Annotated in this window: 1 protein-coding gene; it reads left to right on the top strand. The window is 60.1% G+C overall.

The genetic code is table 11. From position 1 onward, the window contains the following. The first annotated feature begins 1,338 nt into the window (after positions 1-1,338). Positions 1,339-16,209: an Ig-like domain-containing protein gene (locus ACYZT6_RS25795; protein ID WP_462029154.1), complete on the top strand. Its 14,871-nt coding sequence runs from the start codon at positions 1,339-1,341 to the stop codon at positions 16,207-16,209. Positions 16,210-16,258 lie beyond the last annotated feature (49 nt).

Here is a 16,258-nt window from a genome sequence, read left to right as displayed (position 1 = left end):
AGACGCCGCAAAGATCTGGCGCCGGTGGCTTCAATATTCGCGCAATTCAATTGCGCAGGAGACTATGGCCTTTCAACGGCTGATGAAAGCAGGCTTTTGTAACTCGGAATGAATTCCAAGCCGACCGCCTTGAATACCAAAGTATCGCTAAACTCATGCACTCAGTGCGCACGCGAACGCTTTTCGGCGTGAACCGACTGGGCCCTTGGGCGCAACTGCAAAGTTCAAGATCTTGCCGCCGCGACGTGGGCATGGTCGTCATATTCTAATCGCGTCACCGGTACTATTATTGGGCGGGCGTACTGGGTACGACGCGACGGTTGTCCGTACGTTAGTGCCAGTAGGACCTGCTCGTTCAGGTGTCAAAGTGCGTGATCAATGCAGCCATTAAGAGCCTTCTATAGGTGTCTCGGACGACTCTATTACCAGTCACGGTGCTCTCAATTCGGTGTGGGGTGGCATTTACCCGAAATACGGCGATTGCTTACATCCATTGTGTGTTGCCCAAGTGATGGATCGGCGCAGGCCTCTTCACTTTCCGGGAGTGAGTAGTCGTGCAGCAGTGCATGTACCCTCACATTGTTTCACCATAAATGAGCATGCTTGATGCCATGATAGATCAGATTGGCGTAGTGACTGTTTCGCTGCGCGTGATAATTGATAAATTCACTGGTATTCACCGTTTGAGGTCTGTTTTTTGCTCTTGTGTCGTCTTCCTTGGCATCCTGATGAGGATGCCTTGCGCTTCAGTTAGTGGGTCAGCATGCGGGGCGTGGCGGTATGCGGTCGTGATGGCGCACTTCAGAAGAGTGCTTTTTACTGTTAGCGAGATTGTCGCGCGGCTGATCGGCGTATCGGGTGTTAAATGCTTCGACACCAGGCCGCATTGTTGGGTGGTCTAGTTGTCAAAATAGATTATTCATAATTATTTCACGGCGCTGCAGTGCTGCCCTGGTTCATCTGGCGCGGTGTGGGTGCCGGTAGTGATGTGTTCGTGTTGTGGGTGGCGTTAATCGCGCGTAATCATTGCGCGGGAATGGGGGTTGGGGTGGGTGGTTGCGTGGAAGTTATCCGAGTGAATTCATGGTGATTCATGTTGCTTGATGGCTTTAGTTGTGAAAAAGATATTGGTGTTGGCGGGTAATTCCAATCAGCAAGGACAGCCACAAGGTGAGCGCTATAAAACACGACTATGATGCGTTTAATCGGACCCGCTTACTCGGTTCAATCTAGCGAACGGCGATTTCAAGGTAGGTTGGGCGCACGCAGCAATGTTTTGGTGACCTCCTTCAATAGCAATTTGAAGTTCTGATCAAATCGATCAGGTGGAGATGCAAAATGACAGTGGCGATCTCGGTAGTTAATAAAAAGACTCATGCCTCCAGCTCCGTTTCAGGATTGCATGCCTCCATTGCCGAGCCCTCCGTGGTGGAGGTGTCGGTTGAGTCGACCAAAGACATTGCTTCGCTTGTTCGCCAAGGCGATGCCCTGGTCATATCCCTGCGTTCCGGTGAAGTCATTACCCTGGATGATTTTTACCTGCTGCATAAGGGCGTGCGTAACAACTTGGTGATTCAGGATGCCCAAGGCTTGTCGACACCGGTTTTGGATGCGGTAGGTGTGCCGGTGTTGGACACGGGCAGTTTCGTAAAACTTGAAAGTATCCAACCCTTACTGGAAGTTTCCAGCTCGGAGTTTAGTGGTTGGTGGCTAGCGGGTGCGGGGTTGTTGGCCGGAGGTGTGGCGCTGGCCAGTGGTGGTGGTGGTGGTGGTGGTGGTGGTGGTGGCGGCCATAGAGAAGATGCTCCTAGCGCTCCGGCCGGTCAGGCACCCAGCGCGCAGGCCGCGATTACGGCGATCTCAGACTCTGGCGTCGCCGGTGACTTTGTCACCAATGATCATACACAGGTAGTCATCGCACAATTGGACGGTACGCTCGCCAGCGGCGAGCGTGTGCAGATCTCGGTAGATGGCGGCGCTTCATGGCATGACGCTGTGTCGGTCGGTGGCAATACCTATGCTTATGATAATTCCGCCAATACGTTGCCCGATGGTGTGTACAGTTTTGAGACCCGAGTCGTCAGCGCGTCCGGTACGCCAGGCGTTATTAGCCGCCAGGTGGTGGTCATCGACACTGAGGCCCCAGCGGTCATTGAAACCATCAGCATTACCCAGATCAGTAATGATACCGGCATCAGCGGCAATGACTTTATTACCAGCGACAACAGCCTAGTGTTCACTGGGAACCTGGGGACAGTGCTCTTAGCGGGTGAGCGAGTAGAAATAAGCCTGGATGGAGGGAACTCGTGGTTAACCGCGACCCTCTCAGGCACCACTTGGAGTTATGACAATAGTCTTAACCCCTTGCCTGATGGTGCCTACACCCTTCAGGCGCGGGTTGTCGATACCGCTGGCAATGTGGGTCAAATAACCAGTCAGAGTTTGCAGATTGATAGTGCTGCACGCCATGCGATTATTAATATTACTTCAATCTCGCCTGATAGCGGCATCAGCAGTATCGACTACATCACCAATGGCACGAAGCTGACCTTCTACGGCACATTGAATGCGCCTTTGGGACCTGATGATGGTGTGCGAATCAGCCTGGACGGTGGCGTCACTTGGAATCAAGCCATCGTCACCGGTACGACGTGGGAATATGATCCCCTGCTTGACGGGGCCTATCACGTTATCGCTGAGGTCATTGATACAGCGGGCAACGTCAGTAGTTCTTCAAGTATTGATATTTTCGTTGATACAACTGTACCGACGATGTCCCCTGGTTCCAACGTGGTCACTAACGCCGATGGCAGCCTAAGCGTTTCAGGCGCACCGGGTACCGCTGAGCCGGGTGTTATCGTCACGGTTGTTTTCCCTGACGGCACTACCGGCACCGCGGTGGTCGCCAGCGACGGCCACTATGGGCCTATCATCAGCGCGACGTCACAGCCCAGCGGTGGAGTCGATGTAACGCTGACCGACGTGGCAGGTAATATTAGCACCCCGGTGGTTTTCTCCCACCTTGATGTGACACCACCGAGCGAAACCATCAGCCTTGATGCGATCACGATCAACAGCGGGGTCAGTGGCGACTTTACCACCAGCGACAACACCCTGATCTTCAGCGGTGCCCTGGGCATCGCCCTGGCCGCCGGCCACGGCGTCGAGGTCAGCCTGGACGGTGGCGTGACCTGGTCGGCCGCGGCCGTCAGTGGCACCAGCTGGAGCTTTGATCACAGTGCCACCGCCTTGGCCGACGACAGTTATGCCGTGCAGGCGCGGGTGGTGGACGCGGCCGGCAACGCCGGCCTGAGCGCCAGTCAAACCGTGGTGGTGGACACGCAAGCCCCAAGCCCTAGCGAAACCATCAGCCTTGATGCGATCACGATCAACAGCGGGATCAGTGGCGACTTTACCACCAACGACAACACCCTGATCTTCAGCGGTGCCCTGGGCATCGCCCTGGCCGCCGGCCACGGCGTCGAGGTCAGCCTGGACGGTGGCGTGACCTGGTCGGCCGCAGCCGTCAGTGGCACCAGCTGGAGCTTTGATCACAGTGCCACCGCCTTGGCCGACGACAGTTATGCCGTGCAGGCGCGGGTGGTGGACGCCGCCGGCAACGCCGGCCTGAGCGCCAGTCAAACCGTGGTGGTGGACACGCAAGCCCCAAGCCCTAGTGAAACCATCAGCCTTGATGCGATCACGATCAACAGCGGGATCAGTGGCGACTTTACCACCAACGACAACACCCTGATCTTCAGCGGTGCCCTGGGCATCGCCCTGGCCGCCGGTCACGGCGTCGAGGTCAGCCTGGACGGTGGCGTGACCTGGTCGGCCGCAGCCGTCAGTGGCACCAGCTGGAGCTTTGATCACAGTGCCACCGCCTTGGCCGACGACAGTTATGCCGTGCAGGCGCGGGTGGTGGACGCCGCCGGCAACGCCGGCCAGAGCGCCAGCCAAACCGTGGTGGTGGACACGCAAGTGCCCAGCCCGAGCGAAACCATCAGCCTTGATGCGATCACGATCAACAGCGGGGTCAGTGGCGACTTTACCACCAGCGACAACACCCTGATCTTCAGCGGTGCCCTGGGCATCGCCTTGGCCGCCGGCCACGGCGTCGAGGTCAGCCTGGACGGTGGCGTGACCTGGTCGGCCGCGGCCGTCAGTGGCACCAGCTGGAGCTTTGATCACAGTGCCACCGCCTTGGCCGACGACAGTTATGCCGTGCAGGCGCGGGTGGTGGACGCCGCCGGCAACGCCGGCCTGAGCGCCAGTCAAACCGTGGTGGTGGACACGCAAGCCCCAAGCCCTAGTGAAACCATCAGCCTTGATGCGATCACGATCAACAGCGGGGTCAGTGGCGACTTTACCACCAGCGACAACACCCTGATCTTCAGCGGTGCCCTGGGCATCGCCTTGGCCGCCGGCCACGGCGTCGAGGTCAGCCTGGACGGTGGCGTGACCTGGTCGGCCGCGGCCGTCAGTGGCACCAGCTGGAGCTTTGATCACAGTGCCACCGCCTTGGCCGACGACAGTTATGCCGTGCAGGCGCGGGTGGTGGACGCCGCCGGCAACGCCGGCCTGAGCGCCAGTCAAACCGTGGTGGTGGACACGCAAGCCCCAAGCCCTAGTGAAACCATCAGCCTTGATGCGATCACGATCAACAGCGGGGTCAGTGGCGACTTTACCACCAGCGACAACACCCTGATCTTCAGCGGTGCCCTGGGCATCGCCCTGGCCGCCGGCCACGGCGTCGAGGTCAGCCTGGACGGTGGCGTGACCTGGTCGGCCGCGGCCGTCAGTGGCACCAGCTGGAGCTTTGATCACAGTGCCACCGCCTTGGCCGACGACAGTTATGCCGTGCAGGCGCGGGTGGTGGACGCCGCCGGCAACGCCGGCCTGAGCGCCAGTCAAACCGTGGTGGTGGACACGCAAGCCCCAAGCCCTAGTGAAACCATCAGCCTTGATGCGATCACGATCAACAGCGGGGTCAGTGGCGACTTTACCACCAGCGACAACACCCTGATCTTCAGCGGTGCCCTGGGCATCGCCTTGGCCGCCGGCCACGGCGTCGAGGTCAGCCTGGACGGTGGCGTGACCTGGTCGGCCGCGGCCGTCAGTGGCACCAGCTGGAGCTTTGATCACAGTGCCACCGCCTTGGCCGACGACAGTTATGCCGTGCAGGCGCGGGTGGTGGACGCCGCCGGCAACGCCGGCCTGAGCGCCAGTCAAACCGTGGTGGTGGACACGCAAGCCCCAAGCCCTAGTGAAACCATCAGCCTTGATGCGATCACGATCAACAGCGGGGTCAGTGGCGACTTTACCACCAGCGACAACACCCTGATCTTCAGCGGTGCCCTGGGCATCGCCTTGGCCGCCGGCCACGGCGTCGAGGTCAGCCTGGACGGTGGCGTGACCTGGTCGGCCGCAGCCGTCAGTGGCACCAGCTGGAGCTTTGATCACAGTGCCACCGCCTTGGCCGACGACAGTTATGCCGTGCAGGCGCGGGTGGTGGACGCCGCCGGCAACGCCGGCCTGAGCGCCAGTCAAACCGTGGTGGTGGACACGCAAGCCCCAAGCCCTAGTGAAACCATCAGCCTTGATGCGATCACGATCAACAGCGGGGTCAGTGGCGACTTTACCACCAGCGACAACACCCTGATCTTCAGCGGTGCCCTGGGCATCGCCTTGGCCGCCGGCCACGGCGTCGAGGTCAGCCTGGACGGTGGCGTGACCTGGTCGGCCGCGGCCGTCAGTGGCACCAGCTGGAGCTTTGATCACAGTGCCACCGCCTTGGCCGACGACAGTTATGCCGTGCAGGCGCGGGTGGTGGATGCCGCCGGCAACGCCGGCCTGAGCGCCAGTCAAACCGTGGTGGTGGACACGCAAGCCCCAAGCCCTAGTGAAACCATCAGCCTTGATGCGATCACGATCAACAGCGGGATCAGTGGCGACTTTACCACCAGCGACAACACCCTGATCTTCAGCGGTGCCCTGGGCATCGCCTTGGCCGCCGGCCACGGCGTCGAGGTCAGCCTGGACGGTGGCGTGACCTGGTCGGCCGCGGCCGTCAGTGGCACCAGCTGGAGCTTTGATCACAGTGCCACCGCCTTGGCCGACGACAGTTATGCCGTGCAGGCGCGGGTGGTGGACGCCGCCGGCAACGCCGGCCTGAGCGCCAGTCAAACCGTGGTGGTGGACACGCAAGCCCCAAGCCCTAGTGAAACCATCAGCCTTGATGCGATCACGATCAACAGCGGGGTCAGTGGCGACTTTACCACCAGCGACAACACCCTGATCTTCAGCGGTGCCCTGGGCATCGCCTTGGCCGCCGGCCACGGCGTCGAGGTCAGCCTGGACGGTGGCGTGACCTGGTCGGCCGCGGCCGTCAGTGGCACCAGCTGGAGCTTTGATCACAGTGCCACCGCCTTGGCCGACGACAGTTATGCCGTGCAGGCGCGGGTGGTGGACGCCGCCGGCAACGCCGGCCTGAGCGCCAGTCAAACCGTGGTGGTGGACACGCAAGCCCCAAGCCCTAGTGAAACCATCAGCCTTGATGCGATCACGATCAACAGCGGGGTCAGTGGCGACTTTACCACCAGCGACAACACCCTGATCTTCAGCGGTGCCCTGGGCATCGCCTTGGCCGCCGGCCACGGCGTCGAGGTCAGCCTGGACGGTGGCGTGACCTGGTCGGCCGCAGCCGTCAGTGGCACCAGCTGGAGCTTTGATCACAGTGCCACCGCCTTGGCCGACGACAGTTATGCCGTGCAGGCGCGGGTGGTGGACGCCGCCGGCAACGTCGGCCAGAGCGCCAGCCAAACCGTGGTGGTGGACACGCAAGTGCCCAGCCCGAGCGAAACCATCAGCATCGACGCCATCACGGACGATTCCGGGGTCAGTGGCGACTTTACCACCAGCGACTTCACCCTGATCTTCAGCGGCGCCCTGGGCGTGGCCCTGGCCGCCGGCCACGGCGTCGAGGTCAGCCTGGACGGTGGCAGCACCTGGTCGACCGCGGTCGTCAGCGGCACCAGCTGGAGCTTTGATCACCGCACCACGGACCTGGCCGACGGCAGTTATGCCGTGCAGGCGCGGGTGGTGGATGCCGCCGGCAACGCCGGCCTGAGCGCCAGTCAAACCGTGGTGGTGGACACGCAAGCCCCAAGCCCTAGTGAAACCATCAGCCTTGATGCGATCACGATCAACAGCGGGATCAGTGGCGACTTTACCACCAGCGACAACACCCTGATCTTCAGCGGTGCCCTGGGCATCGCCTTGGCCGCCGGCCACGGCGTCGAGGTCAGCCTGGACGGTGGCGTGACCTGGTCGGCCGCGGCCGTCAGTGGCACCAGCTGGAGCTTTGATCACAGTGCCACCGCCTTGGCCGACGACAGTTATGCCGTGCAGGCGCGGGTGGTGGACGCCGCCGGCAACGCCGGCCTGAGCGCCAGTCAAACCGTGGTGGTGGACACGCAAGCCCCAAGCCCGAGCGAAACCATCAGCATCGACGCCATCACGGACGATTCGGGGGTCAGTGGCGACTTTACCACCAGCGACTTCACCCTGATCTTCAGCGGTGCCCTGGGCATCGCCTTGGCCGCCGGCCACGGCGTCGAGGTCAGCCTGGACGGTGGCGTGACCTGGTCGGCCGCGGCCGTCAGTGGCACCAGCTGGAGCTTTGATCACAGTGCCACCGCCTTGGCCGACGACAGTTATGCCGTGCAGGCGCGGGTGGTGGACGCCGCCGGCAACGCCGGCCTGAGCGCCAGTCAAACCGTGGTGGTGGACACGCAAGCCCCAAGCCCTAGTGAAACCATCAGCCTTGATGCGATCACGATCAACAGCGGGGTCAGTGGCGACTTTACCACCAGCGACAACACCCTGATCTTCAGCGGTGCCCTGGGCATCGCCTTGGCCGCCGGCCACGGCGTCGAGGTCAGCCTGGACGGTGGCGTGACCTGGTCGGCCGCGGCCGTCAGTGGCACCAGCTGGAGCTTTGATCACAGTGCCACCGCCTTGGCCGACGACAGTTATGCCGTGCAGGCGCGGGTGGTGGACGCCGCCGGCAACGCCGGCCTGAGCGCCAGTCAAACCGTGGTGGTGGACACGCAAGCCCCAAGCCCTAGTGAAACCATCAGCCTTGATGCGATCACGATCAACAGCGGGGTCAGTGGCGACTTTACCACCAGCGACAACACCCTGATCTTCAGCGGTGCCCTGGGCATCGCCTTGGCCGCCGGCCACGGCGTCGAGGTCAGCCTGGACGGTGGCGTGACCTGGTCGGCCGCAGCCGTCAGTGGCACCAGCTGGAGCTTTGATCACAGTGCCACCGCCTTGGCCGACGACAGTTATGCCGTGCAGGCGCGGGTGGTGGACGCCGCCGGCAACGTCGGCCAGAGCGCCAGCCAAACCGTGGTGGTGGACACGCAAGTGCCCAGCCCGAGCGAAACCATCAGCATCGACGCCATCACGGACGATTCCGGGGTCAGTGGCGACTTTACCACCAGCGACTTCACCCTGATCTTCAGCGGCGCCCTGGGCGTGGCCCTGGCCGCCGGCCACGGCGTCGAGGTCAGCCTGGACGGTGGCAGCACCTGGTCGACCGCGGTCGTCAGCGGCACCAGCTGGAGCTTTGATCACCGCACCACGGACCTGGCCGACGGCAGTTATGCCGTGCAGGCGCGGGTGGTGGATGCCGCCGGCAACGCCGGCCTGAGCGCCAGTCAAACCGTGGTGGTGGACACGCAAGCCCCAAGCCCTAGTGAAACCATCAGCCTTGATGCGATCACGATCAACAGCGGGATCAGTGGCGACTTTACCACCAGCGACAACACCCTGATCTTCAGCGGTGCCCTGGGCATCGCCTTGGCCGCCGGCCACGGCGTCGAGGTCAGCCTGGACGGTGGCGTGACCTGGTCGGCCGCGGCCGTCAGTGGCACCAGCTGGAGCTTTGATCACAGTGCCACCGCCTTGGCCGACGACAGTTATGCCGTGCAGGCGCGGGTGGTGGACGCCGCCGGCAACGCCGGCCTGAGCGCCAGTCAAACCGTGGTGGTGGACACGCAAGCCCCAAGCCCGAGCGAAACCATCAGCATCGACGCCATCACGGACGATTCGGGGGTCAGTGGCGACTTTACCACCAGCGACTTCACCCTGATCTTCAGCGGCGCCCTGGGCGTGGCCCTGGCCGCCGGCCACGGCGTCGAGGTCAGCCTGGACGGTGGCAGCACCTGGTCGACCGCGGTCGTCAGCGGCACCAGCTGGAGCTTTGATCACCGCACCACGGACCTGGCCGACGGCAGTTATGCCGTGCAGGCGCGGGTGGTGGACGCGGCCGGCAACGTCGGCCAGAGCGCCAGTCAAACCGTGGTGGTGGACACATTGACCCCAGCGGCGACCCCAAGTTTCAGCACGATCACGCTGGACTTAGGGACTAGTGATACAGACTTCATCACCCGTGACCAGCGCCTGCTGTTCAGCGGTGGATTACTCGGAACTTTGGAGAGCAACGAGACCCTGCAATTTAGCATTGACGGCCAATTGGCCTGGGCCTCGGTGACCTCGATCAGCGGTGCTGACTGGTCCTATGATTACCAAGGCGTTAGCCTTGCCAACGGCTCGTATACGGTGCGTCTGCGAGTAGTCGATACCGCGGACAACGTCGGCCAGGAGGTGCAAAAAACGCTGGTTATCTTTAATCAGGTACCGGCCGCCAGCGTGGCCATCACCAGCCTCAACAGTGACACCGGTACCGATACCACGGACTTTGTCACCAGCGAACAGCAACTGGCATTCTACCTGACCTTGGCCGGTACTCTAGGCGCTGATCAGGTGGTGCAGATCTCGCTGGACGGGGGGAGTAGTTGGAACAACGCCTCGTTGCTCAGTGGCAACACCTATGTGTTTGACAATACCGCCGCGACCCTGCCTGCCAATACCTTGGGTTTCCCTTCGTACACGCTGCAGGCACGGGTGTTTGATGTGGCGGGCAACAGCAGCGCAGTGGTCAACAAGACACTGGTGATCGATACCCAGGCACCTGTGACCGGTAACTCGGTCACCATTGCCAGTTTTACTGACAATGTGCCCCAGGACACGGGTGATTTTGCCAGCGACACCCTGACTAATGATGCCACGCCGACGCTCAAGGGCGCGTTCACAGGCCTGGCGGCCACTGACGAGCTGCGCGTGTACGAGGGCACGACCTTGTTGGGTCTTGCGACACTCAATGCCGGTGCCGGCACTTGGAGCTATCAGCTGCCGATCACGTCCGACGCCAGCCATACCTATCGGGTGGTCATTACCGATCATGCCGGCAACGAGGGCACCTCCTCCACGCCCTTCAGCTTGAGTGTGGACAGTCAAGCACCCGGCGCAAGCAAGAACATCACCCTGGCGGCCATCAGTCCGGATACCGGTGATGCCAATGACTTCACCACCAACGATAACCATCTGACTTTCAGCGGCGCACTGGGCGCGCCGCTGGAGGCCGACGAGCGGGTGGAGATCAGTCTGAATAACGGGGGCTCCTGGACGACGGCAACCCTCAGTGGTGATCGCAGCAGTTGGACGTTTAACAACAGCACTTCGGCGTTTGCCACGGACACCGTGCAGGTGCGGGTCATCGACACGGCCGGCAACGTTGGGCAAAGCGCCAGTCAACTGGTCACAGTGGATACGGTGGTACCCACCACCACCGGTTTTCTCACCGGCATTTCGTTCGATTCCGGTCTTGACGGTAACGACTTCATAACCGCTGACAATGACCTGCTCTTTTTGGGCGAGATCTCCTCGATATTGGCCGCTGGGGAACACCTGGAGATCTCCTTCGATAATGGCGTCACCTGGACCCGCGATCACATCAGTATTTTTGGCGACCCGCTGGTTTCGACCGTATGGAACTATGAAAACCCAGGCGTGGCGATGGGTGACGCCGACTATTTCGTCGCGGTGCGGGTAGTGGATGCGGCCGGGAACCCCGGCGTGACGGGCGCGGTCCAGAAGGTGGTGATCGACACCGCCGCCCCTGTGGGCAACGTGATTGAAATTTCCACTATTGACCCGGACAACGGCAGTCCGAACGACTTCAAAACCAATGTCGGGGAACTGACCTTCACCGGCTTCATCACCGATGACCTGGAGCCAGGGGGATGGGTGGAGGTACGTGTCAACACCTTGACTGTTCCGGGTACTTGGGCCACGGCAACCATGGCGCCGAATGGCAGAGACTGGACATTCGACAACACGGGCATTTCTCTGGGCAACGACACCATCACAGTACAGGCCCGGATTGTTGATGGGGGGGGCAGCATCGGGCAAACCGCCACCGAAACGCTGGAGATCAATACCACGGCGCTGACCACCAGCGTCACCCTGGACTCGATCAGCGATGACACCGGTACCGCGGGTGACTTTAACACCTACGACACCACCCTGACGTTCAACGGCCAGTTGAGTGCCGCGCTGGGAGTCGAGCAACACCTAAGGATCAGCTTGGACAACGGTACGTCCTGGACCAACGTCACGATATTCGATGTTAGCGGCACCCAATGGAGCTACGACAGCGCGGTGGCACAGGGTCAATACACGGTACTGGTCGAAGTGTTCGATAACTTCGGCAACATCAGCCCTAACGGCGACTCCAATCTCCTCACCGTCGACACCACGGTGCCCACTTCGAGCGTGGCGATCAGCTCCATCAGCCTGGACAGCGGCGTGCTGGGTGACTTCACTACCAATCAACAGAACGTGGTCATCAACACCACCCTGACCGGTTCGCTCCAGCCCGGCGAACAGGTGGAAACCTCCCTGGACAACGGCGTCTCGTGGCATCTTGCGACGTTCGTCAGCGGCAGTACCTATGCCTATTCGGCCACCGGCTTAGGCGTTGTTGCCACTGAAACCACCTACACCGTCCTCAGCCGAGTTATCGATGCGGCCGGCAACCCACAGGTCGGCTCCACCCAAGAGGTGAAAATTGACCTGGCCGCTCCGACCGGCAGCGTGACCCTTGACGACTACACCGATACTGTGTTCCCACAACAAGGCACCTTCCTCTCCGGCACCCGTACCAATGATCCTAATCCGACCCTGCGCGGTACGGTTTCCGCGAGCGTCAGCGATAAAGTACAGGTCTATGAGGGAACCACGCTGCTGGGTGAGGCCACAGTGGTCGGCACAACCTGGAGTTATCAGCTGACCATGACCGACGGGCTGGCGCACACCTACCACGCTGTCCTCACTGACGTGGCGGGCAATGAGGGGGCTTCATCTGCCAACCTGACCCTGACCTACGACATTGTAGCCCCGACCACCACCGTCACCCTGACCGCCATCCAGACCGCTGGGGGCCTTAATGCCGACCATGGGCTGAGCACCACCGACTTCAAGACCAATGTCCGGGAGCTGAAATTCAGCGGTGCGCTGGGCGCTGCCTTGGCGGTGGATGAGCATGTGGAGTTCAGTTTCGACGCTGGGATTAATTGGTTTACCGCCACTGCAAGCGTTGGTGATACCACCTGGAGCTATGACAACAGCGCCAATACCTTGTCGGGCAGCCTTTACAACCTCAAGGTCCGGGTGGCCGACGCTGCTGGTAACGGTGGGCCGAGCGTCAGTCAGAGCCTGGAACTGGACACGGACGCTCCCACTGTAACGGCGTTCATCAGCTCGATCACGCCAGATACCGGTGTCAGTACCGACTTCAACACGAGTTCCACAACCCTGTCCATCAAGGCGACCGTCTCAGGGGCGCTGGGCAGTGGCGAGACCGTGCAGATCAGCATTGACAATGGCACCAGTTGGGATACCGCAGTACTGGACAGTGGTTTCATCTACAGCATCAGCAAGTCCGGGCTAACATTGCCCAGCTATAACCTCGTTACCCGCGTGGTGGACACGGCCGGTAACGCCAGCGCGACGTCCGCCGTGCAAGTGCTGACCATCGATACCACTGCACCGACCGCAACAGCGGTTATCAGTGCCATCAGCGACGATAACGGGACCAGCAGCAGCGACTTTATTACCAACGATCAGACGCTCACCGTCAGCGCAACCTTGACCGGCACCTTGGGCAGTGGCGAAACTGTCCAAATCAGTGTGGACAACGGCACCACCTGGAACAACGCGAGCCTGTTCAGCGGCGCGATCTACCAATATACCCATACCCCCACCCTGGCCGCCAACAGCTACAACTTCAGGGCTCGGGTCGTAGACACCGCCGCAAACGCCGGCACCGTGTCGGCCGCGACGGCCGTGACCATTGACATCACCGGCCCCGCCGTGACCGCCATCGCATTAACCGCGATCAGTACCGACACCGCCGCCGGCCTCGCACTCGGCACCGCCAGTACCACCAACAGCGCCCTCAACACTGACCGCAACACCCGCGACCCACTGCTCACCGTATCAGGCACCTACACCGGCACCATGGTGGCGGGCGAAGTGATGCAAGTCAGTACCGATGGCGGCGTCACTTGGACCAACGTGACCACTCTGGACACTACAGCCAAGACTTGGAGCTATACCGATCCAGTGGTCAGAACCAGTGCCGTGACCTACCAACTGCGCGCCATCGATACTGCAGGTGCTCAGGCCGCTGGCACCACCTCGGCCGTGGTCACGGTGGACACCTCCGCGCCGTCGATCACCAGCTTGATCGCACCGGTACTGACGTCGACGTTTGACAGCAATGTGCAAGGTGACAACATCACCACCTTCACCAACGTGACCTTCACCAGCACCACCAGTGGTACCGCGGAGGTCGGCACTACCATCGCATTGGTTAACGATCTGAACAACGACGGTAAATACTCCCAAGGGATGGACTCGATCTTGGCGATGACCACCGTAACCGCCGGGGGCGCGTGGACACTCACGCCTTCGGCGCTGGCGGTGGGCAGTTATCACCTAGGATTGATGCAGGTGGATACTGCCGGTAACCGAAGTGCCATGACGGGTACTACACATCTAAGGGTGGTGAACTCGAATGTGTCTTTCGCCACAAATTTCGGCACAACTAATAGCGGTGATTTAAATTCCATTAAACTCAATCATAGCAGCCTCTGGGCTACATATGTCGCGAAAACCGGTTCAGGAGCAGCTATATACATCCAAAGTGGTCTGGGTAGCAATGCTCTGGGATTTATTGGGACTGACTTTGGCGTTATGAACTCTGTGACTTATGCTGACTTTCAGCGTACAGGGTATCAAGGTCTGATTTCTATTGGGCAGGCAACCAGAGTTCTGATAACGTCGAATGATTTAGCTTATACAGCCGTCACATTGAGCGGAAACACAAGAACCAGTGGGGGCGTGGTCGCTTATGATATGACCGGTGATGGATATCTAGACTTTGCTTTTGGTGATATTGCGGGTACAACCCTGAGTTTTGTAACTAATGACGCAGGAACGCTTCGCTGGATGAACGGCACCGCCACGTCGGGCACTGGACGGCCAACAGGCACAGGAACTGTGAATAATTATGCCGAGGCCTCGGCGGTTGACCTGAATAATAATGGCACGGTGGATATAGTCGAGCACACCAATGGCAATGGCACTTTTGCGCTGACGACCTTTATCAACAATCAGACCAGTGCAACCAGTTTTACTAGCATGAATCACTTGCCAGGGATATTTGTCACGCCCGGGGGAGGTAGCAGCGCAGTCGCCATGACCTGGGCCGACTTTAACAATGACGGCTTTATGGATTTATTCCTGGCTAAAGGTCGAAATCAGGCAGGTTCGGCCGATCTTTTTAACAGTCGTATCTACTGGAATGACCATTCTGGCGGTTTTGGTACCGCTATTGGGACCGCCGCTGGCATGGCGACGTATTTTCCCGATACGTTAAATGGCTCCGGATCTTTTGCCGTCGACTGGAACCACGATGGCAAAATGGACGTCATTGAGGCGCCGGTGACAGGAGTGGCTGGTAATGTAACCCTGTATATAAATCAAGGAGGTGGAGTTTTCGATGCGGGAACAGGTCTTTACGGTAATAATACTCTTATAGGTATAACCCCTGTTGACTTTGGTTGGGATGGGGCGACGGATTTATTAGCTAATGTGACTGCGGGAACTTCAACAGTATATGTCCGTAATAACAATTCCGTTTCCGACGGTACAAGCTTGCATTTGCAGATTTTTGATGCGCAAGGATTGAATGTGTATTATGCAAACACGATTCAATTATACAGCTCTGCTGGTACGTTGGTTTCCTCACAAATAATAAACCCGCAAGCGGGGATAGGCAGTAATAACTCCTCGGCCTTGGTGTACTTCTACGGTCTCAGTGCCACCGAAACCTACACCGCAGTGCTGGTGAACAGTGTCAGTGGTGTATCTACCGATGTCAGTGGTGTGAGCACCCTCGGTGGCAACACCATTGAGAAGGTCAACACGACCTGGACCGGCTTGACGGCCGGTCTGGCCACCCACAACTATGTCTTGTCCGCGGAGGCCGGCACCAACACCGCTTCCGGCACCTTTATCGGGACCGGCTACAACGACACCTTCTTTGCCACCGCCGGCACTGACACCTACAGCGGCGGGGCCGGCTGGTTGACCCATTACGGCTCGCCGGTGTGGAGCATCATCGGCGGCGAAGATGTGGTGGACTTTACCTTGGCCGGTACCACGACGGTGACAGCGAGTCTGGCCACCACGGCGGCGCAGAATACCGGCTTCAACACAGCAACCTTAACCAATATCGAAGGGCTGATTGGCGGGGCAGGCAACGACAACCTGACGGCTAGCAGCACCGCTGGGGTCAACTCGCTGCTCGACGGTCGCGGCGGGAACGACATCTATACCATCACCGGGGGTGGCCATACGCTGCTGACCTTCACCAACCTGGACAATAACCATGTGACCGGCGGCAATGGCAGCGACACGGCGATCGGCTTCGGCCTGGGCAATATCACCACCGTCACGGCGGCCGACGTGATCGACCTGAGCGCCTTACTCAAGGGTTATACCGGTACTGCGTATGTCTATAACGACGTCACCACCAGCAAGAATGTATTGGATAAGGCGTCGGAGGGGCTTATGAATTACCTGAGTGTCACCCAAGTCGGTGCCAATGCGCAGATCGCCATTGACCGTGATGGCACGGGCTCAACGCACGCCTCGACGACTGTGCTGACACTGAATAACGTGACGACGGATATGGAGACCTTGTTGGTCAATCATCAACTGATTGTTTGATTAGAAACGGTTGCGGCAGTGCGTCGTGTGTGACGACGTACTACCTAAC

Source organism: Pseudomonas sp. RT6P73, assembly GCF_054897715.1.
The sequence above is the reverse complement of the archived record's forward strand: the minus strand, read 5'-3'. Positions and strand labels throughout refer to the sequence as shown.